Genomic DNA, 22,228 nt, shown 5'->3' with positions numbered 1-22,228 from the left:
AAATTTCGGGTTAGTAGTTCAGCCTTAAACCTTAAACCTTAAACCTTAAACCTTAAACCTTAAACCTTAAACTTTAAACCTTTATACTTTTCTCCTTCTCTTCAATCAAAATTTCATCACATTTAGGACAATATTCATGTTCGCCATTCAAATATCCATGTATAGGACAAACACTAAATACTGGAGTCACCGTGATATAAGGCAATTTGAAATTAGAGATTACTTTTTTGACAAACTGCTTACACGCTTCAGGAGAACTAATTTTTTCACTCATATAAAGATGAAGCACCGTTCCGCCAGTGTATTTGCATTGCAATTGGTCTTGCAACAACAAAGCTTCAAAAGGGTCTTGTGTAAAATCTACTGGAATTTGAGAGCTGTTGGTGTAATAAATATTCTCCTCCTGACCCGCCTGAATAATGTCGGCATAGCGCTTTTTGTCTTCTTTGGCAAAACGATAGGTTGTCCCTTCGGCAGGAGTTGCTTCTAGATTATACAGATTTCCTGTTTCTTCTTGGAACTCTTTCATTCGGTTGCGAATATGGTCCAAAATCCCAGCAGCGAATTCAATTCCAGTGTCCGAAGCAATGTTATCTTCATTGTTCGTAAAATTCTGAATCATTTCATTCATTCCGTTTACACCAATGGTCGAAAAGTGATTCCTAAAATGTTGTAAATACCTTTTGGTATACGGATACAATCCACGGTCATACATTTCTTGAACAAAGACTCTTTTTTTCTCCAAAGTAGCTTTAGCAATATATAAAAGTCGATCTAATTGTTGGTATAATGCCGCTTTGTCACCTTTGTACAAATAACCCAAACGCGCCATGTTTACAGTTACGACACCAATACTTCCGGTCATTTCAGCACTTCCAAACAATCCGTTTCCACGTTTCAATAATTCGCGCAAATCCAGTTGCAGACGACAACACATGCTACGAACCGCATTGGGTTTATAGGCATTTTCGTTTTCTATTTGATTGCCGTTTTCATCCAAAACATATTGACTTCCGATAAAATTCTGAAAATAAGACGAACCAATTTTGGCTGTATTTTCAAAAAGTAATTCGGTGTTTTCACCATCCCAATCAAATTCTTCGGTAATATTCACTGTCGGAATCGGGAAGGTAAAGGGTTGTCCGTTGGCATCACCTTCGGTCATGACGGTGTAATAGGCTTTGTTGATAAGATTCATTTCTTTTTGAAAATGTTCGTAGCGCAAGTCTGTTAGTTTGGTAACACCTCTTTCTTTGGCTCTAGCCAAAACAGTTTCACCATTATTATTTTCGAAAAAATGCAAATCATTTTTGGTCGGAATCTGGGTTTTCAAATCTTCGGGAACGACCCAGTCCAGAGTAATATTCGTAAAAGGCGATTGTCCCCAACGAGCAGGAACATTCAAATTATACACAAAACTACGAACCGCTTTCAGTACATCATCAAAAGACAAATCATCTGCAAAAACGTAAGGAGCTAAATAGGTATCAAACGAACTAAAAGCTTGCGCACCTGCCCATTCGCTTTGCAAAATCCCAAGAAAATTGGCCATCTGCCCCAAAGCTTCTCTAAAATGAGATGGAGCTTTGCTCTCTACACGGCCTCGTACTCCGTTGAAACCGTCGTTTAGTAAAACACGCAAACTCCAGCCAGCGCAATAACCTGTTAGGCAATCTAAATCGTGAATATGAATGTCTCCATTTCGATGTGCATAACCCTCTTCTTTTGTGTATACCTTGTCTAACCAATAATTAGCAATCACTTTTCCAGCAACATTATTAACCAATCCCGCGTTGGAATAGGAGGTATTTGCATTAGCATTGATGCGCCAATCGGTTTGTTCGATATATTCTTCAATGGTTTGCGTACTATCTACATAAGTAGTGTCGTCGTTCAAACCGTTTACATGTTCTCTTTGTAGTTTTCTTGTGTGGCGAAACAACATAAAGGAACGCATCACTTCAAAATAATTATTCTCAAAGAAAGCTTTTTCGATTAAATCCTGGATTTCCTCAACAGCCCAAACTTCTTTGGTTTCGAGTATTTCACTAACACTATCAAAAACACTTTTATCAACAACTACAGAGACACTTTTGAAACTCTTTTCAATAGCATCATTAATTTTAAAAGATTCAAACGGTTCATATTTTCCATTTCTTTTGATAACGTAATTCTCCATAGTTGTTGTTTTTAAACAATTTATTTTATGGCTATCCGTTACTAGGTCTAAGATTATAAAAGGCACGCAGATTTTGCAGATTTCCGCAGAATACGGGTAAAAGATCTGCTGAAATCTGCAAAATCTGCGTGACATATTTTTTAGGACGTAAAACGGATAGTCATATTTATTTTTTAAGATTGAGCTGCAAATTCTTTTTCTAAAGCCACTGCTTTTGGGAACAAAATGTTGTTTTCCAAATGGATGTGTTTGTGTAAATCTTGTTCAAATTCTTGTAGCATTGCAAAAGTCACTTTGTAGGTATTACAAGCATCAGCTGGCGGAGTGTAATTGTTGGTTAATTCTACAATTTTAGCAAAACGATCTCCTTCTGCTTCGTGCTCAGCCATCATCATCGCAATCGGATTTTTAACGGTTCCAAAATGAGGTTGTGCAATTAATTCATCGGAAATTGATGCGGTAACCATTTTTTTAATGAAAGGAAACAACATCAATTCTTCTTTTTTCATGTGTTGTGCTAACTCTCCTGCGCAACCTTTAAAAAGTTCATTGATTTCGAATAATTCTGGATGACTCGCTCCATGAACTTTACATAATTTATCCAAAAATTGAAGTAGGGTAGGTGTTTTTTCTTCTACATAACGATGGTGTGTTTTTTCGATGTAATCAGCTAAAAGATCTAATGGCCATGCATTAAAATCGATTCCAGAATCACTTTTAGTATTCAAAATAGCATCAATTTCGATTTGTAAATCTGCGGGTTGTACTGCTTTTTTTTCGCAAACTTCATCTACAGTTCTATTTCCTTTACAGCAAAAATCAATGCCGTATTTTGAGAATAAAGCGGCTGTTCTAAAATCTTTGGCTACATATTCTCCAATTGTTATTTTTTCTAAAGTTTCCATATTATTGTTTTTTATATTTATTTGATTAAGCAAATTTAGTAATTATTTTTAATAAAAGACAATTTTATCCGTAATTAAAATAAATTTTATAATTGTCTAGTTAGTAAGTGTATGTGTTGTTATTAATGTTTTTAATTGAAGTGGTAATAGTAGTAGGCTCATAACGGATATATCATTCGAGTGAAATTCGATTTGTAAAATGATATTTGAAAAAAGGATAAAATAAACTCAAAATTATAATAAAAGATAAAGTTATCTTTTATATCTTTGCGGAATAATAAAAGACAAAGTTATCTTTTATTTAAAATCAAATTATTTAATAACTAAAAACAGATTATTATGCTTTCAAAATCACAAGCACGAGCATTTTTTCTGGGAGGAACATTAGTCACCTTTTTAATCTTTATAGGATTGACTATTTATTCGTTTATGCCCAGAAATGATCAAACGCATTACAGCGAGATTACCAAAGAGGTAGTGAGGGGAAAAGAAATTTGGGAAGCCAATAATTGTATGGGATGCCATAGTATTATGGGAGAAGGTGGTTATTATGCCCCTGAATTGACAAAAGTTTTAGATCGTCGAGGTGAAGGTTACGTCAAGGCCGTTTTAATGTCGCCAGTTCCATGGGCGCCAAGAGGACGAAAAATGGTGGCGTATAAAATGAGTGAAGCCGATGCCAATGCAATGGTCGCTTATTTTCAATGGATCGGAAAACTAGATTTGAATGGGTTTGAGCATGTGGTTTCGCCTTTAGCCAAACAAGAATAATTTAATAATAAAGGATATGAACTCGCCACTAACAAGAAGTTTGTTGCAAACAAACACCATTAAAAAAAAGGCGATCGCATATTTGACCAAAAACAAATAAAATACACAAATATGAATTCGCCACTAACAAGAAGTTTGTTGCAAACAAACATCATTAAAAAAAAGGCGATATCATTTTTGACCAATAACAAATAAAATATACAAAAATGAAATATAAATCACAAAAAGTAGCCTATTGGTTTTTTGCCCTGTGCATGCTACTCTTTTCCCTGCAAATCGTCTACGGTTTTATCATGGGATTTGACCGAATAGGAATACAAGGATTACACGAAATTATCCCTTTTAACGTAGCTCGTGCCGTGCATACCAATTTATTGGTAGTCTGGTTGTTAACCGGATTTATGGGAGCAGCGTATTACATCATCCCAGAAGAGGCGCAGCATGAATTAATAAGCGTCAAATGGGCTTATGTTCAACTAATATCTCTTGCCATAGTTGGTGTTGTAGCCATTGTAGGCTTTCACTTTAACCACTGGGAAGGACGAAAATTTCTAGAAATCCCGAGAGAATTAGACTATTTAGTAGTCGTTAATGTCTTGCTTTTCTTATTCCTAATTATAGGAACTTTATACAAAGGAAAACAAAAAACAACCACTGCTATTGTACTTGTGATGGGTTTGCTATTCGCAGCCTTGCTTTATATCCCCGGAATGATTTGGTTTGATAGCCAGGTAATGGATTCATTTTTCCGTTGGTGGGTAGTTCACCTATGGGTTGAGGGTGTTTGGGAATTAATCATGGGAGGTATTTTATCTTTCTTATTAATCAAATTAACCGGAGTTGACAGAGAAGTAATCGAAAAATGGTTATACGTAATCGTAGGTTTAACTTTCCTTTCAGGAGTTTTAGGAACAGGTCACCATTATTACTACATCGGAGTAAATAAAATTTGGTTAGTAGTAGGTGGAATTTTCTCAGCCTTAGAGCCTTTAGCTTTCTTAGCCATGGCATTATTCGCTGTCAATATGTATAGAAAAGGAGAAAAAAGCCATCCCAACAAGATTGCTTTATTCTGGACTATCGGAGCTTCGATTGTTTCATTCATTGGAGCAGGTTTGTTAGGTTTTGCACACACATTACCACAAACTAATTTATACACACACGGAACTTTAGTTACAGCAATGCACGGTCACTACGCCTTTTGGGGTGCTTATGCCATGATCGTTTTAGCCATTATTAGCTATGCACTTCCTAATTTAACAGGACGTAAACGATATGCAAGTACACAAGGAATGATGGCATTCTGGTTGTCAAACATCGGAATGTTAGGAATGACCGTTGCCTTTGGAGTTGCAGGTGTAGTACAAGTCTATTTAGAACGAAAAATGAAAATGGACTTCATGGTCGTACAAGATGAAATTGCAATTCACTTTGTTGTTTTACTGATCTGTGCCACGATGTTTACAACTGGAATTGCACTATTTATTTATGATTTCATAAAATATGGTACACCTACAGATGAAGCTTTAATTGAAGATTAAATTACTAATCTGAGTTTGATTGATAGACGGAAAATGTTTTGGGCTCCCGATAGCTATCGGGACGCGAAAAAGTGGGTCGGTGATTTGCCTCCAGCTTTAGCTGGAGGATAAATAATCAACGGAAAATGTTTTGGGCTCCCGATAGCTATCGGGACGCGAAAAAGTGGGTCGGTGATTTGCCTCCAGCTTTAGCTGGAGGATAAATAATCAACAGTCTAATAGGCTTTAGCCAAAAAGCGCATGATTGTGACTTAATTTCTTTCCCTCCAGCTGAAGCTGGAGGGAATTGAAACTACGATTGCACTGAATAATTATATTTTTAAAACAAATTACCAAATAAATATTGTTCAAACTCAGTTTACTAATTCACTTTTTTCTAACCGAAACCTTTAATACTATTTGTAGAGCTGCATTTCCATAAAATAGTGTTTTCGGTTTCGGTTTTTTTAAACTTAAAATAAAATAATATGTTAGTAGATATTGCTTTAGCGACCCCTTATTACCAAGAAGTAGGTAAGGAAATAGCCGTTTTTAATCAAGCCTATAAAAACAAAATTCCTTTTTTATTAAAAGGGCCTACAGGAACAGGAAAATCTCGTTTTGTAGAATTCATGGCACATCAGTTAGACAAAAAACTAATCACCATAAGTTGCCACGAAGAAACCTCATCCACTGATTTGATTGGTCGATTTATCATCAAAGGCGCAGAAACCGTTTGGCTCGATGGTCCACTGACTACGGCCGTAAAAACAGGTGCAATTATCTATCTCGATGAGGTAGCCGAAGCGCGCCCAGATGTAATCGTAGCCATTCACTCCTTGACAGATCACAGACGAGAACTGTTTATCGATAAACTAGGAGAAACCATAAAAGCGCATCCTGATTTTATGCTTGTCGCTTCTTTTAACCCAGGGTATCAAAGAGGTTTTAAAGAATTAAAACCATCAACACGTCAACGTTTTATAGCGGTTTCTTTCGAATATCCAGAAGCGAAACTCGAAACAGAAATTTTGGTTAACGAAACTGATATTGACCTTGAAACAGCGAAGAAATTAGTAGCCATTGGAAACAAAATCAGAAACCTAACCGAATTAGGTTTAACCGAAACTGTATCCACTCGTTTACTAGTGAATGCCGCCAAGATTATTCAAAGCGGGCATCCTAAAAGAGCGTCGGTTCACGTCGCAGTTGTAGAACCGTTAACAGACGATTTACAAACACTAGTTGCATTAAAAGATTTGTGCGATTTGATGATTTAAAATCCTTTTAACCCCGCCGCGGCGGGGGAATAAATAGAGCGTAATAGCATGCGAGTTAAAGTGGTCACAGATAAGAGCCGTAGGTTCGACAAATATTGTACGGATGAATTGGAACCCACCCTCATCAAATTGGGCTGATTTTTAACCCATGCAGATAACTGATTTTATTAATTAAAATTCCTATTGACCCCTAATAGGAGTTCCCCGCCGCGGCGGGGTTAGGGGGATAACTATGGGTTTCGAATTAGACGAATATTTAGTAGGGAAATTTTTCAAGCAATTGAAAAAAAGCAGAAAAATTGATCCCAAAATTGTAGCAAGAACGGTACTGTTGAATGATGTCAAATCCCGTTTAACGATTTTGGCTCGCGCATTAACGGGCGATCCTATCGATATATATCCTGCGGAAAGGGAAGGTGGTTATAAAAATAATAATTTTTTCCTTCCAATATCCTTTTCGGAATTAGAGACTACGAATGAGAATCTTACTTTTTATCTCTTTCGGGTGGTGTATCTGAGTATTCAAAAACGTTTGGGATTCAACTGGAAACCTACTGAAAGTGATCAATCATTAGAACTTTCACAGCAAAAAGCATTAGAGACATCCGAAGAAATTCTATCCATTTTATTTAACGAATTTTCTATCGATGCCGATTTTCATTCGAAAGTAAAAAATCATTTCACTCAAAAAGCAACCGATAAGATTGCCGCCGATTATTCGTGGTTGTACGGAAAATGGATGCAGAATGAAATTGAAGTAAACAGCGATAAAAAGCTGGAGAATTTTTCGGATAAAATCAAAAAAGCCAATGAGCCGCAACCTACAACAACTTTGAAAGCAACTGCTGTAGAAGAAGTAATTACGGTTGAATTAGACAAAAAACAACAAGAAGATTATGTGATGCTGCATAATTTTGAAAAAGTAGAAACCGCCGAAGAGTTCAATGGTGTTTGGCGTGATTTTGATGGTTCAGACGAATTAGAGGAGCATCAAGATGCGTTAGAAGAGTTGAGCATGAAATTCACCGTGAGAGTTGATGATACTGCACATTCTGTTTATCAAGCAGACTTTGTAGAAAATACTACGATCTCCGAAAGTGCCGAAGTGGATGCCAAAGGTTTTCACATTAAGTATGACGAATGGGATTTTGACAAACGCAATTATAAAGACGATTTCTGTAAAGTCTACCCCAAGTCACAGCTTAAAATAGATTCCAATTATTATAAAAATACAATTACAAAGAACGCGGCAACCTTAATGGGTTTGCGAAAAATGTTGACGAGCGTTAACAATAAAATGCAACAACAAAAACGTCAAAATCAAGGAGAAGAGTTTGACCTCGATGCGTTAACAGATTTATATGTAGATGTTCATTCTAAACGCACGCCGTCTGAGAATGTTTATATTTCGAATAGAAAAAAAGACAAAGATTTATCGATTCTTTTGCTTTTGGATATCAGTCTTTCCAGCGACAGCTACGCGGCAGGAAATAGGGTGATTGATGTCGAAAAAGAAGTTTCTATTCTCTTTGGAGAAATGTTGAATGAATTCAATATTGATTTTTCGATTGATAGTTTTTATTCTAAAACGCGCAACTATTCGACCTACTTAACGGTTAAGGATTTTGACGAAAAATGGGACGTAGCCAAGCATAAAATTGGAGCTATAGAACCAAACGGTTATACTCGAATTGGTGCTGCTTTGCGACATGCAGGCGCACGATTAGACAGCAGAAGCACCAAAAACAAATGGGTTATTCTAATTTCTGACGGAAAACCCAATGATTACGATAAATACGAAGGTAAATACGGTATTAATGATGTGAAGCAAGCACTTCGAGAGCTCAACCGCAGGAATATTAATTCTTATGCTTTAGCCATTGAAGCTCAGGCTAAATATTATCTGCCGCAAATGTTCGGACAAAATCATTACCAAATTTTGACGACTCCCGTCGAGTTGTTACAATCCTTAGTGAAATTGTACGAAAAAATTAAACATCAAAAATAAGTAATGATATGAATGAAGTATCAAATACCACAGCACTTCCAGAAGGACACCCAGTTTCGGTTTACTTTCAGGAAAAGGAAATTATAAACACACTGTTAACAGAATTAGCTGAAGTAAATCCAGAGGACGAATTACAGAAATACACTAATATTTTCAATCAATTACACACAATTGAGAAACGATTTGCACGCAAAGAAAATCAACTTTTTCCGTTTTTGGAGCTAAAAGGTTGGGTAGGACCGTCTCAAGGAATGTGGTCGTTTCATGACAATTTGAGAGAACAATTTAAAATTTTGCGTCAGCATATCGACGCAAGGGATTTCGGAAAAATAAAGGAGAATGCTCCATATTTAATTAATGGAATTTACCGATTATTGGATGTTGAAGAAACTGTTTTGTTTCCAAATGCCTTAGACATATTGACCGAAAAAGATTGGATCACCATGCGTGAAGGCGAAGAAGAAATTGGATGGATGCTTTCACAACCACCAGCTCCATATCCTGCGATTGCTTATGTTCACCCAAGTGAAGATTTTACGGTAAGGGAAATGCCTTTCTCTTTAGAAAACACTTCTCATTATGACGAAGGGCATATGACGGTAGAACAAGTGAACTTGCTTTTTCGAACCCTGCCTCTAGATCTTACTTATGTGGATGAAAATGATAAAGTTATTTTCTATAATAGAGGTGAAGAACGTGTTTTTCCTCGAAGTGCCGGAATTATCGGTCGAGAAGTAAAATTTTGTCATCCGCCCAAAAGCGTAGGAACCGTTCTCAAAATTTTGGAAGAATTTAGAAAAGGAACCAAAAGCGAATCCTCGTTTTGGATTAACTTCAAAGATCGCTTAATCTACATACGTTATTTTGCAGTTAGGGACGCCGATAAAAATTACAAAGGAGTCATAGAAATGTCGCAGGATATCACCGATATCAAGAAAATTGAAGGTGAAAAACGACTACTAGACTGGGAATAGTTTAAATAATAAAAGAGCCATTTTTCCTGACCTCCTCTCTGCTTCAAATGGATTCCAACTTCTAATAGGTGAAGGGGAGGTTTATAAAAACAGCATAATATAAAATCAATTGTATGTACCCAAAAGTCAAAATAAAAGTTAAAATCAAGCAACTATTGTTTGTCTTGTTTCCGTTTTTTATCATGATGTTTTTCGGTTTTGTTTTTTTTGCAAATAATAAAGCTAAGACCAATTTTCATGAAATAAAAACGTCAACCCGAATAGCTGCTGAAACCAAATCTGAAAATAAAAACTAAAATGAGCACATTAAAAATCGACTACAAAAACATCTTTTACCCGCCCGGAGGGATTTTGATGTGGATTATCATTTATTTGGAATTAATAACTTTCGGAATGGCATTAATTGCCTTTGTTTATTATGGACACCAAGAGCCAGAAGTATTTCATCAATCCCGTTTGCAACTCAATAGTACTTTTGGAGCTATTAATACTATTTTCTTATTGACTAGTGGTTTTTTTATGGCTACCGCCGTGCACCAATTTAAGGAAAAAAATATAGCAAAATCATCCTTTTATTTCAAGCTAACGATGCTTGGTGGTTTGTTATTTTTGATCGTAAAAAGTGTAGAATATTATCACAAAATTGAATCTGGAATTACATTAGAAACAAATGTTTTCTTTAGTTTTTATTGGTTGCTTACCGCTTTTCACTTGATTCATGTCATTATGGGATTGGTAATTTTGATTTGGACAAACGACGGAATGACCAAGAAAAATTCGGATACCGCTGTTGAAGACATTGAAGCCTGTGGCGCTTTTTGGCATATGTGTGATTTGATTTGGCTCCTACTTTTTCCAACACTTTATTTAATCTTTTAAGAAATGAAAAAATCACTATTAGTTACTTACGGATTATTAATTGTATTGACGATTACTACTGCTTTAATTTCAAATTCAACTTCATTTTCGAATATAGCTGTCGCTTTGATAATGGGACTTTCAGGCATTAAATTCTTGTTGGTTGCATTTCAATTTATGGAATTAAAAAAGGCAAATTCAGCTTGGAAATACACCTTAATTATTGTTTTAACACTGATCATTTCACTGATTTTATTAATTTTTTAAAATCCTTAAAATAAAGTTAAAAACATGACTTTTATCATAATAAAAGACCTTTTTATCTCTTAATTTTGAATAAGAATAGAAAGCGAATATAAAACCAAAACCATTCATATTATGAATAACATTAAACAACAAACAAAAAATGCTATTGTAGTAGTAGCTCTGGCTTTAGGACTTTTTTCTTGTGGTAAAACAGAAGAGAAAGATGCTAAATATTACGAAAGTATAAAAGTAGAAGGGCAGCAAGTTGCTGAACTTACAGCACCACCATTTGTTCCTAAACCAGTAGGAGATCGAGCGGCAAAAAAGCTGATCGTGAACATGGAAATCAAGGAACAAGAAGGAGAAATGGTTGATGGGGTGAAATATACCTATTGGACATTTGGGGGATCAGTTCCGGGTAGTTTTATTAGAACTAGAGTAGGAGATGAGGTAGAATTTCATTTGAAAAACCATCCAGACAACAAGATGCCGCACAATATCGATTTACATGCGGTAACAGGTCCAGGTGGAGGAGCAACTTCATCGCTTGTAGCGCCAGGACACGAAAAAGTATTTAATTTCAAAACATTACTTCCTGGTTTGTATGTGTACCATTGTGCAACAGCACCTGTAGGAATGCACATCGCAAACGGAATGTATGGTTTGATTTTGGTGGAACCAGAAGGTGGTTTACCTCCAGTAGACAAAGAGTACTACATCATGCAAGGGGATTTCTATACTAAAGGTGCTTATGGAGAACAAGGGCACCAAGCTTTTGATATGGATAAAGCGATTAAAGAAACTCCAGATTATGTAGTGTTTAATGGTAAAGTAGGAGCCTTGACTGGCGAAAAAGCATTAACAGCTAAAAAAGGCGAAACAGTACGTATTTTTATGGGTAATGGTGGACCTAACTTAGTGTCTTCTTTTCACGCCATTGGTGAAATCTTTGATAAAGTGCATATTGAAGGTGGAGATTTGATTAATAAAAATGTACAAACCACTTTGATTCCTGCTGGTGGAGCCGTTATAGTTGAACTTAAAGTAGAGGTTCCTGGAACATTCATTCTAGTAGATCACTCTATTTTTAGAGCCTTTAACAAAGGAGCTTTAGGGATGTTGAAAGTAGAAGGCGAAGACAATAAAAAAGTATATTCTGGAACAATACAAGAAGGAATTTATTTACCTGAAGGTGGAACGGTACAAAATATGCCAAAAGTTGCTGGAAAAGAAAAACCTACGGTTGCTAAAACAGTTGCACAACAAGTTAGCTCTGGTAAGGAATTGTACGGAAGAACTTGTTTTGCTTGTCACCAACAAGAAGGACAAGGAGTTCCAAATGCTTTCCCACCGTTAGCCAAATCAGATTTCTTGAATGCCAATCCGGATAGAGCTATTGGTGCGGTATTACGCGGTTTGAGTGGAGAAGTTACGGTAAACGGAAAAAAATTCAATAATGTGATGACGAGTCAAAACTTGACTGATGATGAAGTTGCCGATGTTTTAACCTATGTGTACAGCAGTTGGGGAAATAATAAAACAGTGATAACTCCAGCAAGAGTAAAAGCAATTAGAGCGACACCCGCTCCAAAGACTAAAGATATTCATGAATAATAAACAAAAATAGTTACAACAATAAATTAAGAACAAGATGAAAAAGTATGTTTTTACAATCGCAATGTTGACATTGGCTTTACAAGGATTCAGCCAAAATGCAGCCAAAGGAAAAGTAGTTTATGATAAGGTTTGCGTGGCTTGCCATCAAGCGACTGCGTTAGGAATTCCTGGTGCTTTCCCTCCATTGGCTAAATCAGATTACTTGAATAAAGATGCAAATCGAGCGATTAAAGGTGTAGTAAAAGGACTTACGGGTGCAATTATCGTAAATGGTAAAAAGTTTAACAGTGCCATGCCGGCTCAAGCTTTAAGTGACCAACAAATAGCAGATGTAATGACTTATGTGTACTCAAGTTGGGGTAATAATAAAACAGTGGTTACAACAGCAATGGTAAAAGCCCAAAGGAAATAATAAATACAAAAGCATAAAAAACAATAGCCATGTTAAAACGAAAAATAGTTTTGTCATTATTTCTATTACTAATAGCAACATCGCTATGGGCTCAACAAACTAAAATGGTTGCTATAGAAAGGGGAACATTTGTTCCCCTTTATGGTGCCGCAGATAAAAAACCGGTAGAAGTAAAAGCGTTTTATCTTGATGTTTACCCTGTTACAAATGCGCAATATTTAGCATTTCTAAAAAAATATCCAGAAAATACACGTTCTAAAATAAAAGGACTATTTGCTGATAAAAGCTATCTATCACATTGGGCAAGTGATTATAATTACGGAAAAGCTAATTTAAGCAATGCGCCAGTGACAAATGTTTCTTGGTTTACTGCAAAGAAATATTGCGAATGTCAAGGAGAACGATTGCCTACTATGGACGAATGGGAATATGTGGCTATGGCCGATGAAAAAAGAATCGATGCGCGTACCAAAGAAAGCTTCAATAAATACATTATGTCTTGGTATGAAAAGCCAAATACTTATGCTAATCATGTAGGGGAAACATTCAAAAATTATTGGGGTGTTTATGATATGCATGGATTAGTTTGGGAATGGACTGGCGACTTCAATAGTATTTTTCTTTCTGGTGAATCTAGAAAAGATAAGGATACCGACAAGAATCTATTTTGCGGAAGCGCCTCTATCAATGCCACTGATTTGATGAATTATGCCGCTTTTATGCGTTATGCTTTTCGAGGAAGTTTAAAAGCAAGTTACACCACTAAAAACCTAGGTTTCCGTTGCGCTAGGGATAAATAACCGTTCCGAAAACAATTCAAAAATTAAAGAAATGAAATCAATTAGTACATTAACTAGTACCTTAACTAGTAGTTTAAAGCTCGTTTTAGGAGTAGCAATAATGCTGTTGTCACTTCAATCGTGCAATAAGAAAAAGGAAGAAAACAAATCCGGAGAGAATGCAACTGAAAAACCAGCTGCTAAACCTATTTCGGATTTATCAATCTATAATTTACCGTCAAAATGGACTACTCAAGATAACAAGAATATCGAGATGGTAGATTTAAAAGGAAAAGTTCTTGTAATGGTAATGATCTACACTTCTTGTAAGTCGGCTTGCCCAAGATTAGTAGCTGATATGCGAAATATAGAAGCTCATTTACCAGATAATATTAAAAAAAATGTCAAGCTTGTTTTAGTGAGTATCGACCCAGAGGTTGACACTTCAAAAAAATTAAAAGCGTTCTCTATCGAAAATAAAATGGAAGGCGATCAATGGTTATTCTTGCGCTCAACGGAAGAAAATACACGTGAATTTGCTGCAGTATTAGCAGTAAATTACAAAAAAATATCACCGATGGATTTTTCACATTCAAACATTATTAGTGTTTTTAATGCCGAAGGCGAACTGGCTTTTCAACAAGAAGGCATTGGTGTAAACTCGGATGAAACGATTAAAAAAATTACGGAAGAGGCGAATAAGCTAAATTAAACAACTCATGAAATCATTAAAAATAATTGGTTTATCATTCTTTGGATTGATAAGCATAGGTTCTTACGCTCAAGAATTTGACGCAAGTCTACAACTTAGACCTCGTTTTGAGTATCGAAACGGATTTAAAAGCTTAATTAAAGATTCAGAAGACGCGACCTCATTTGTATCTCAACGTTCTCGTTTAATTTTGAACTTCAAACAAGACAAGTTAAAAACCAAATTAAGCCTACAAAACATACGTACTTGGGGTGATGTGGCTACCACAACCACCGCTGATAAAAATGCAATTGCGGTTTTCGAAGCTTGGGCACAATACGATTTTGATACCAACTGGAGCGCACGTTTAGGACGTCAGGTGATTTCGTACGACAACCAGCGTATTTTAGGCGAAATTGACTGGGCACAACAAGGACAAAGCCATGATGCCGCAGTAATCTCTTTCCATCCAAAAAATAATCAGCTGGATTTAGGGTTTGCATTAAATGCAGATAAAGAAAATCTAGTAGCGCCAACTACGCCGTACACAACCAATTACAAATCCATGCAATACGCCTGGTATCATATTGCATTTAGTAAATTAAACATGAGTTTATTATTGTTAAATACGGGTTACGAGTATGCAAAAACACTAACCGACTTAAAAGTAGATTACAAACAAACCTTTGGAACTTATCTTTCTTACAAAGAAAATAAATGGGATACAAACCTAGGTTTATATGCACAAACAGGTAAAAGCAGTGGTCAAGAGGTAAGCGCTTTTAATGCGGGTGCTTATTTAGGATATGCTGTTACAGCTAAGTTTAAAGCAGCCTTGGGATATGAATTTCTTTCTGGAAAAGATCAAAATGACAGCAGCACTGATTTTAAATCATTCACACCCCTTTTTGGAACTAATCACGGTTTCAATGGTTTGATGGATTATTTCTATGTAGGCAATCACATAAATAGCGTTGGATTACAAGATGCCTATTTAAAACTAAATTACACCCAAAACAAATGGCAGTTTAATTTAATTCCGCATGTATTCTCGGCTCCAAACACAGTTTTGGATGCTTCCAATGCAAAAATGGACAGCTATTTAGGGACAGAACTTGACTTTACAACAAGTTACGCGTTACAAAAAGACATTACAGCTTCGGCAGGATATTCTCAAATGTTTGGTTCAACAACATTAGAGCGACTAAAAGGAGGAAACGCAAGCAATACAAACAACTGGGTTTGGGTTATGGTTTCATTTAGTCCTAGAATATTCGCAACAAAATAGTTAAGTTTAGGTTTATTAATTCGAAAAAGACTGTGCGTTGGTTTCACAGTCTTTTTCATTTTTAATAACTAAAGATTCAAAAAATATTTTGGGCGTGACCCTCCAAAAAATCGGGTCGGGCTATCCGTTACAAGTCCTCAACAAGTTCCGCTATCGCTACACTTGTCTGTGGGCTTTTCACTACTATCCCTCACGCAAAACCAATAGTAACGACAATAAATTTCCGAAATATAACGCTTGGAGAGGTTGAGGACTTTTAAGCAAAATATTTTCTACAGAACCAATGGTATGATAAAAGCGTTAATGCTACTCAAACGAGAATCTCGCTAAATGCTGTTTTTATTTAGATTACTATTCGTAATTCAAATCTATTTGTATTCCAAGTAATTTTTCTTCAGGAGATTTATCACTTAATGTAAGCTTAATTCTATCCATAACTAATTCTTGATGTTGTTCACTAGTCATTTCAGTTTTTAAGTTTTCAATTACATTTTGATTTAATGAAATAATATATTGAAAGTCATTTAATTTACATTCATTATTTGCCACTTCAAACATAGTTTTAACTTGCCGAGTATCCATATCTCCAGTAATTTTACTGTCGTGAAATAAAAAATTTACATTGTGATTGTGCTTACCTTTTAATATAGTCCAATCATAACAGAAAATTTTCACTTCTTTAACAGCATTTCCAGCATCATCCTGAATTTTAGCTTTTATATCGAATCTAGTTGCATTTTTACCCTCATTATTTAAAATTGTTATTCCAGAATTTTTTTCTGAATAAAATCTTTCAACAAAATATTTAAAAAGGATTATATTTTCTTTTATTAAATCATCTGCTTGTTCAATATATTTAGCCGTTATTATATTTTCATTTGTAAAATCTTTTTTGTTTTCTTCTACAAACAATTTATAATCTGATTCTAGTTTTTTATATTGTAATAATGAATGTAATCTCTTTTCATTGTCATTTAAAGCTTGATTTAATTTAGTGTAATCATCTAAAGCACCAGTTGAGTTGAGATATTGTAACTTTTCATCTTCTTGACGACCAAGTTCAGAAATTGTTTTACTAATTTCTAATAATTGAATTTCAAAATCTCTTTTTTCTTGAATTAATTTTCTTTTTCTATTATCTAAAATTTGACTATTAAATTGTTCTAACTCTGTCAATTTTTTGATTACCATTTCACCAAGTTCAAACCTTGCATTTTCGTATAATTTTATTATTTGTTCTTTTGAAATGTCAGGTTGAATTTCTAAACTTTTATCAATATTAGAAATTGCGATTTGTAATTTAGATGCTTTATTCTTTATATTTTTTAAGGTGTAAGAAATCTTATCAGCTTCTTTTCTTATTGAATCATAATCTTCAGCAATGATAAATTCATTAATACTTTTTTTGTATCTTCTAATTACTATTTCAAGCTCAACAATCTTGATTTCTAAATCTTTTTTATTTTCTGTTCCAAAAATTGCTTTAAATTCAGGATTATTTAATTGAGCTTTTAGTTTACCTATATTTAATTCTTTCTCTCTTAAATCAGCTTTTTTTAAAATTAGATCTGTGTCTAGGCCTAATAAAAAAGCGTTGTTTAAAAGTGTAGATAAAGGATTTTCTTTTTTAATATATCTATCATTTGAAATATAACCATCCTCCCCATATCTAATAAAACGTGGCATTAAACTCCTGAAAGTAATATATTTAGTATTATCTTTTATTCTAAAAAGTTTTTCTTCTAAAATTTTATTAAATTCTTTTAAGGAATGTTTTTTACCATTTAGCTCAATTTCTTTTTGATTAATTGTTGAACGAATTGAAGTAAAATCTTCATTTCCAATTTTAAAATCAAGAGTGAATATCCAATCTTCTAATTTTAAAAATTCTTTGTTAGAATTTGACCCCAAACAAAAATGTATAAGTGCAATAGTAAGTGATTTACCAACACTATTATACGTTTTTTTTTGATCTTCTGTTTCTTTAATAGCAGCAATAACAGTTATCCCATTGGGGTTAAATGTTACAGTATGAAAGGATTTTTTATTTGCTCTTAATTCAATTAGCCGCATTGTGAATTTTTCCGTTATTGTCTATTAATATTGCTCCAATAAGATAAAGATAGTTTAAAGCTAGGATTACATTGTCAAAATTGTGATATGCAGGAAATCCTTTTTTAGAATTATTTATTTCAGAATACTTGAACCAAATATCATCAACTGTTTTAGGTTCATTAATAAAACTTAGTAATACTCCTCCTAAACCAAGTAATGATTCTGAAAATCTAATATGTTTTGATGGTAAAATCATAAATTAATTATTAGTTGGTGTTTCAAATATATCACAATATTCAAAATAATAAGCCATAAGTACAAAGATAGCATCTTGGGTGTTATGTTTGTCATTTGGTATAGATTTTTCAACAATATAAAGAAAAATCTCATCATTTTTAGTTTCGCTTTCAGGAATTAATTCTTTTCCTTCTTCATATAATGTAGTGAATATTTCTCTTAAATCTTCCTTAATAAATTTACTGTTCAATTGAAAGAAGTCATTTATTGCATAATTTTGTCTTTGTGAAATATTTAGAATTTCACTTATAACTTCACTTAATGAATTGAATGTAATTTTATTGTCAAAGTTAGGATTCGAAGGTATTTTCTCTAAAATATTTCTCGATTTTCGTTCTTTTAAATGATTTACTACTTCATTCATTACATCATATTCAAAATTTGATATATTATCAGGATTTGGAATCATACCACCTAAAATAGATTCCATTTCTTCTAAATCAAACTCCATAAAAATATCTTCTAAATCTTTACAGGTTATTACTTCGCATTCAATTTGGTATTTTTTTGCAATTAATTTTGCGTTTGTATATGTTAAAGCATAAACATTTTTGTAATTATCTTTTACTACATAATTAAATCGTTTAACTTCAAATCCCTTCTCTTTCCAAAAACTGAGTAATCCAATAATTGAAGCTTCCATTTTTGATAGTAATACAGCTTCATTTCCCGTTAATTCTTCGGGAGCATACACTTGATAATATTCACCCGTTTTTGTATTAAAACCATCACACTTACCATCTCCAAGGCGTCCTTGTGGTTTAATTTGTTTGAAGTTAGAATCTTGATTTTGCATTATTTTAGTAAACAAATCTTCATAGGTTTGCTTGTCAACCTCATAAAATTTATTTTTTAGTAAAATTCTACCCAGATACTTTTCTTCCTTTGTCATTTTTGTTTGTATAGTTATAATGCAAATAAAGTAAAAATAAACATATTAAATAAATGTTTTGTTTTTTAAAAATATGTTTGAATGTCCTCTACGCGAATAAGTTGTCGTATAACGAAATATAACGCTTGACTGTAGCTGCTTTTCATTTTTAATAATGATCAGGCACGCTTTTACAAAATTGCTGAAAATCACAATTAATAAATAGAACCCGATTGATAAGTCAATTCCGAATCGTATTTTTGAATTCAATTAAAACATTAAAACATTAAAACATGGTTTCAGTACAAGAGGCATTTTCGATACTAAAAAATAAGCTACCCGAACTAAAGGAAGTAGAATATCTTTTGTCAAAAGCGCGTAAACATGTAGTATCACAATCTTTGTATTCTCCCATAAACATGCCCCCGTTCCGACAATCGGCTATGGATGGATTTGCAGTCAACTTTCACAATAGTTTGAATTATGAAATTATTGGTGAAATAAAAGCAGGAGACAGCCACCAAGTTAAATTACTACCCGGTCAAGCAGTCAAAATATTTACAGGCGCAGCAGTTCCTGATTCGGCTTCAGCAGTGATCCAAATCGAAAAAGTTTCGGTTAATGAGACTGTTTTAAAACTAGAAGAACAACTAAAACTAAGTTTAAATATCCGACCAATTGGCGAACAAACTGCCATAGGCGATCTGGCGCTTGAAAAAGGTTCGGTACTTAATGCCGCAGCCATTGGGTTTCTAGCAGGTTTGGGATTTACCAAAGTAAAAGTATATCAAAAACCCGCTATTGGAATTCTGATTACAGGAAACGAATTGGTGAAACCCGGAAATCCATTAGAATACGGAAAAGTATATGAAAGTAATGGTGTCATGCTAGAATCAGCTTTAAAAGATGCGTTTTACGATGCTGTTACCCTTTATGAAGTAAATGATAATTTCGAAAATACTAAAAACAAAATACAACAAGCCTTGTCCGAAAATGATGTGGTGCTAGTTTCCGGCGGAATATCAGTAGGAGATTATGATTTTGTAGCGCAGGCCTTAAAAGAACTAGAGGTGGAAACCTTATTTTATAAAGTAAATCAAAAACCAGGGAAACCTTTATTTGCTGGTAGGCTAAAAGATAAAATGGTATTTGCTTTACCAGGCAATCCAGGAGCTTGTTTGACTTGTTTTTATGTGTATGTGTTGCCTACACTAACCATTCTTTCGGGAAAAGCAACAAACTACAATCAAACCGTTCGCAAAACAATCAGCCACGATTTTAGCGTAAATAACAGCCGTTGTCAATTTCTAAAAGCCAATGTTGACGGTGATACTGTTACGATCTTGTCGCATCAAGCTTCCTCGATGTTGAACTCTTTTTCGGTTGCCAATAGTCTCGTTTTTGTGTCTGATGGTAACTACGAAATCGTTAAAGGTTCACAAGTTGCTGTTTATCATATATAATTGATAGTTCTTTTCGTTATATTTGTAAAAGTATAACGAACGATTTTTAGTTTTGAAGATAAAGAGTAAAATTTGGATAGAAACAGAGGAAGGCATTCTCATTAGTGAAGGCCGTGTTCAATTATTGAAATTGATTGCCGAAACGGGTTCGCTCAATAAAGCAGCCAAAGCGATGAATCTATCCTACCAAAAAGCCTGGAAATTAGTAGACGTTTCTAATAAAGCGGCAAGCAGCCCTTTGATAGAAACCCAAGTGGGTGGAAGCAAAGGCGGAGGTACTATACTAACTCCCTATGGCGAATCACTTATAACTTCTTTCGAATCTATTAATGCAGCCTGTTGGGAGTTTCTTGACGAACAGCTCAAAAAACATTCCCTATGACTGCAGTCCATTTATTTGACACCCCTTTGTTGTTGCTTTTGTTACCTATCGTTGCTTTTTTGTATGCTAGCGTAGGCCACGGAGGAGCAAGCGGGTATTTGGCATTAATGAGTGCCTTTGCTTTTCCAGTAACGTTTATGAAACCAACTGCTTTAGTGCTTAATATTCTGGTTTCGGGAATTGCCTTTTACTTTTATTATAAAGAAAAAAAGTTCAAATGGAACTTATTTTATCCTTTTGCAATAACCTCGGTTCCTTTTTCATTTTTGGGCGGATATCTTACGGTTTCCACTTTTTATTATAAAATAATTTTGGCGACAGCCTTAATTTTTGCGGTGATGCGGTTGTTGGGTTTATTAGGAAAAACGAAGGAGGAGATAAAGCCCGTAAATATATATGTAGCCTTATTTGTGGGAGCTGTCATCGGACTTTTGTCTGGTTTGATAGGTATTGGCGGCGGTATTATATTGAGTCCTGTAATCCTTCTTTTAGGTTGGGGGACAATGAAAGAAACGGCAGCGGTTTCGGCCTTGTTTATTTTCGTTAACTCAATATCCGGAATTTCTGGTTTCTTGCTCCAAGGTGGATTACTTCCAGAATCGTCGTTGCCATTGATAGCCATTATTTTTATAGGTGGTTTTTTTGGAGCTTATTACGGAAGCAAAAAATTCAACACACTGGTTTTACGAAATGTATTGGCCGTAGTACTTTCCATAGCGATTTATAAATTATATGTAACCGCATAGCCCCCAGCCCCCAAAAGGGGGAGAAAGAACAAAATAAGTTTTACATAGAAAAAAAATGGAAAAAACAATAACAGCATTTATACTAGCAGGCGGTAAAAGCCAACGCATGGGAACCGATAAAGGTTTGCTGCCTTTGAACGGAAAACCATTTGTCAGCCATATTTGTGAAGCTGTAAGCCGTATTGTGGGCGAGAATATTGTTATTGTTTCCTCTAATACTGACTATGATTTTTTGGGTTATACCCGAATTGAAGATATAATAGAAGACAAAGGACCTGTGGGCGGAATTTATACTGCTTTGCAACAGTCCAAAACAAAATTAAACTTTGTCCTAAGCGTGGACGCGCCTCTGGTCACCACCGAATTGTTGCTATGGATTCTCGAAAATCACTCGGAATCCTTTTTAATGACGCAAGTGCAGGCCAATGACAAAAGCTATCCTTTGATTGCGATATACGACCAATCGCTGGTGACTGTTTTTGAAAAAAACCTGAGAAACGACCAATTAAGATTGCGAAGCGTACGAGATGAGGTGGCGCACCAAACCATTGTAGTTCCCGAAAAATGGAATGATCAAGTGCAAAATATAAATACACAAGAAGAATATCAAAAAATAAAATCATGATTATAAATATCAAATATTTTGGTTTACTGGCTGATATCACCAAGAAAAAAGAAGAGCAAATGGTATTGGATGAATCCAATTTTTCGGTTGCTTTTTTAAAATCTAAAATGGAATCAGCGTATCAAGAATTACAAAATACCAATTATTCAGTTGCTGTGAATCAGGCAATGGTGGGCATGGATTCCAAGATAAAAGATCAGGACGTAATTGCATTTTTGCCACCATTTGCGGGAGGATAATCCCTGAATCCCTAATGGGGAA

The 22,228-nt window shown here is 34.7% G+C and carries 22 protein-coding genes and 1 pseudogene; 18 read left to right on the top strand and 5 right to left on the bottom strand.

Translation table 11 applies throughout. The features are described 5' to 3' along the window. Positions 1-73: 73 nt before the first annotated feature. Positions 74-2,179: a ribonucleoside triphosphate reductase gene (locus HNP99_RS11230; protein WP_173853478.1), complete on the bottom strand. Its 2,106-nt coding sequence runs from the start codon at positions 2,177-2,179 to the stop codon at positions 74-76. 173 nt (positions 2,180-2,352) lie between these two features. Beyond that, entirely contained in the window at positions 2,353-3,084 is a 732-nt protein-coding gene (gene ric / locus HNP99_RS11225; RefSeq protein ID WP_173853477.1) for an iron-sulfur cluster repair di-iron protein, read from the bottom strand. Between the two features lie 429 nt (positions 3,085-3,513). Between ric and HNP99_RS11220 the strand changes: the two genes are divergently transcribed. From HNP99_RS11220 to HNP99_RS11160, 13 genes and pseudogenes are all read left to right on the top strand, one after another. Beyond that, complete coding sequence (locus HNP99_RS11220; RefSeq protein WP_254596854.1) at positions 3,514-3,855, top strand: c-type cytochrome; 342 nt, start codon at positions 3,514-3,516, stop codon at positions 3,853-3,855. Positions 3,856-4,061: 206 nt separating this feature from the next. Then, positions 4,062-5,396 (top strand): cbb3-type cytochrome c oxidase subunit I, encoded by a 1,335-nt coding sequence (locus tag HNP99_RS11215; protein ID WP_173853475.1) that lies wholly within the window; start codon positions 4,062-4,064, stop codon positions 5,394-5,396. A 467-nt stretch (positions 5,397-5,863) separates the two neighbouring features. After that, on the top strand, positions 5,864-6,655 hold the full coding sequence (locus HNP99_RS11210) for a CbbQ/NirQ/NorQ/GpvN family protein (protein ID WP_173853474.1): 792 nt from the start codon (positions 5,864-5,866) through the stop codon (positions 6,653-6,655). Between the two features lie 232 nt (positions 6,656-6,887). Beyond that, complete coding sequence (locus HNP99_RS11205) at positions 6,888-8,663, top strand: nitric oxide reductase activation protein NorD (RefSeq protein ID WP_173853473.1); 1,776 nt, start codon at positions 6,888-6,890, stop codon at positions 8,661-8,663. A gap of 8 nt (positions 8,664-8,671) precedes the next feature. Then, positions 8,672-9,637: a DUF438 domain-containing protein gene (locus tag HNP99_RS11200; RefSeq protein ID WP_173853472.1), complete on the top strand. Its 966-nt coding sequence runs from the start codon at positions 8,672-8,674 to the stop codon at positions 9,635-9,637. Between the two features lie 113 nt (positions 9,638-9,750). Then, entirely contained in the window at positions 9,751-9,933 is a 183-nt protein-coding gene (locus HNP99_RS11195; protein ID WP_173853471.1) for a hypothetical protein, read from the top strand. 1 nt (position 9,934) lies between these two features. Further along, complete coding sequence (locus HNP99_RS11190) at positions 9,935-10,516, top strand: cytochrome c oxidase subunit 3 (RefSeq protein ID WP_173853470.1); 582 nt, start codon at positions 9,935-9,937, stop codon at positions 10,514-10,516. A 3-nt stretch (positions 10,517-10,519) separates the two neighbouring features. Beyond that, on the top strand, positions 10,520-10,762 hold the full coding sequence (locus HNP99_RS11185) for a cytochrome C oxidase subunit IV family protein (RefSeq protein WP_173853469.1): 243 nt from the start codon (positions 10,520-10,522) through the stop codon (positions 10,760-10,762). Between the two features lie 111 nt (positions 10,763-10,873). After that, positions 10,874-12,355, top strand: coding sequence for a copper-containing nitrite reductase (nirK, locus tag HNP99_RS11180; protein WP_173853468.1), 1,482 nt, complete (start codon positions 10,874-10,876; stop codon positions 12,353-12,355). A 91-nt stretch (positions 12,356-12,446) separates the two neighbouring features. After that, a pseudogene (locus HNP99_RS11175) lies at positions 12,447-12,770 on the top strand (c-type cytochrome); the annotation flags it as partial. A 29-nt stretch (positions 12,771-12,799) separates the two neighbouring features. Next, positions 12,800-13,570 carry a formylglycine-generating enzyme family protein gene (locus tag HNP99_RS11170; protein ID WP_173853466.1) on the top strand — a complete coding sequence of 257 codons (771 nt, stop codon included), beginning with the start codon at positions 12,800-12,802 and terminating at the stop codon, positions 13,568-13,570. 31 nt (positions 13,571-13,601) lie between these two features. After that, a complete protein-coding gene (locus tag HNP99_RS11165; RefSeq protein WP_173853465.1) occupies positions 13,602-14,261 on the top strand; it encodes an SCO family protein in 660 nt (219 codons plus the stop codon). Between the two features lie 7 nt (positions 14,262-14,268). After that, on the top strand, positions 14,269-15,528 hold the full coding sequence (locus HNP99_RS11160) for an alginate export family protein (protein ID WP_173853464.1): 1,260 nt from the start codon (positions 14,269-14,271) through the stop codon (positions 15,526-15,528). A 351-nt stretch (positions 15,529-15,879) separates the two neighbouring features. Here the strand turns inward: HNP99_RS11160 and HNP99_RS11155 are convergent, their stop codons facing one another. Genes HNP99_RS11155 through HNP99_RS11145 form a run of 3 tightly spaced genes read right to left on the bottom strand, consistent with a single transcriptional unit; the run spans position 15,880 to position 18,772 of the window. Continuing rightward, positions 15,880-17,601: a DUF2326 domain-containing protein gene (locus HNP99_RS11155; RefSeq protein ID WP_173853463.1), complete on the bottom strand. Its 1,722-nt coding sequence runs from the start codon at positions 17,599-17,601 to the stop codon at positions 15,880-15,882. Beyond that, positions 17,588-17,839, bottom strand: a complete 252-nt coding sequence (locus HNP99_RS11150; protein WP_173853462.1) for an ABC-three component system middle component 6 — start codon at positions 17,837-17,839, stop codon at positions 17,588-17,590. The genes HNP99_RS11155 and HNP99_RS11150 overlap by 14 nt, the downstream gene beginning before the upstream one ends. Positions 17,840-17,842: 3 nt before the next feature. Continuing rightward, the gene (locus HNP99_RS11145; protein WP_173853461.1) at positions 17,843-18,772 is read right to left on the bottom strand and encodes an ABC-three component system protein; all 930 of its coding nucleotides are present in this window, start codon (positions 18,770-18,772) and stop codon (positions 17,843-17,845) included. A gap of 272 nt (positions 18,773-19,044) precedes the next feature. Here HNP99_RS11145 and HNP99_RS11140 point away from each other — a divergent pair, with 272 nt between their 5' ends. The 5 genes from HNP99_RS11140 to HNP99_RS11120 are packed head-to-tail and all read left to right on the top strand — an operon-like array spanning position 19,045 to position 22,206. Further along, on the top strand, positions 19,045-20,214 hold the full coding sequence (locus HNP99_RS11140) for a molybdopterin molybdotransferase MoeA (RefSeq protein ID WP_173853460.1): 1,170 nt from the start codon (positions 19,045-19,047) through the stop codon (positions 20,212-20,214). Positions 20,215-20,266: 52 nt separating this feature from the next. Next, positions 20,267-20,596, top strand: a complete 330-nt coding sequence (locus HNP99_RS11135; protein WP_173853459.1) for a winged helix-turn-helix domain-containing protein — start codon at positions 20,267-20,269, stop codon at positions 20,594-20,596. Next, positions 20,593-21,342: a sulfite exporter TauE/SafE family protein gene (locus tag HNP99_RS11130; protein ID WP_173853458.1), complete on the top strand. Its 750-nt coding sequence runs from the start codon at positions 20,593-20,595 to the stop codon at positions 21,340-21,342. The genes HNP99_RS11135 and HNP99_RS11130 overlap by 4 nt, the downstream gene beginning before the upstream one ends. Positions 21,343-21,397: 55 nt before the next feature. Continuing rightward, positions 21,398-21,967 (top strand): molybdenum cofactor guanylyltransferase, encoded by a 570-nt coding sequence (gene mobA / locus HNP99_RS11125; protein ID WP_173853457.1) that lies wholly within the window; start codon positions 21,398-21,400, stop codon positions 21,965-21,967. Next, complete coding sequence (locus tag HNP99_RS11120; RefSeq protein WP_173853456.1) at positions 21,964-22,206, top strand: MoaD/ThiS family protein; 243 nt, start codon at positions 21,964-21,966, stop codon at positions 22,204-22,206. The genes mobA and HNP99_RS11120 overlap by 4 nt, the downstream gene beginning before the upstream one ends. Positions 22,207-22,228: the final 22 nt, after the last annotated feature.

The sequence above is a fragment of the Flavobacterium gelidicaeli genome (assembly GCF_013294005.1).
Classification (GTDB): domain Bacteria; phylum Bacteroidota; class Bacteroidia; order Flavobacteriales; family Flavobacteriaceae; genus Flavobacterium.
This window is presented reverse-complemented; position numbering and strand designations above follow the sequence as displayed.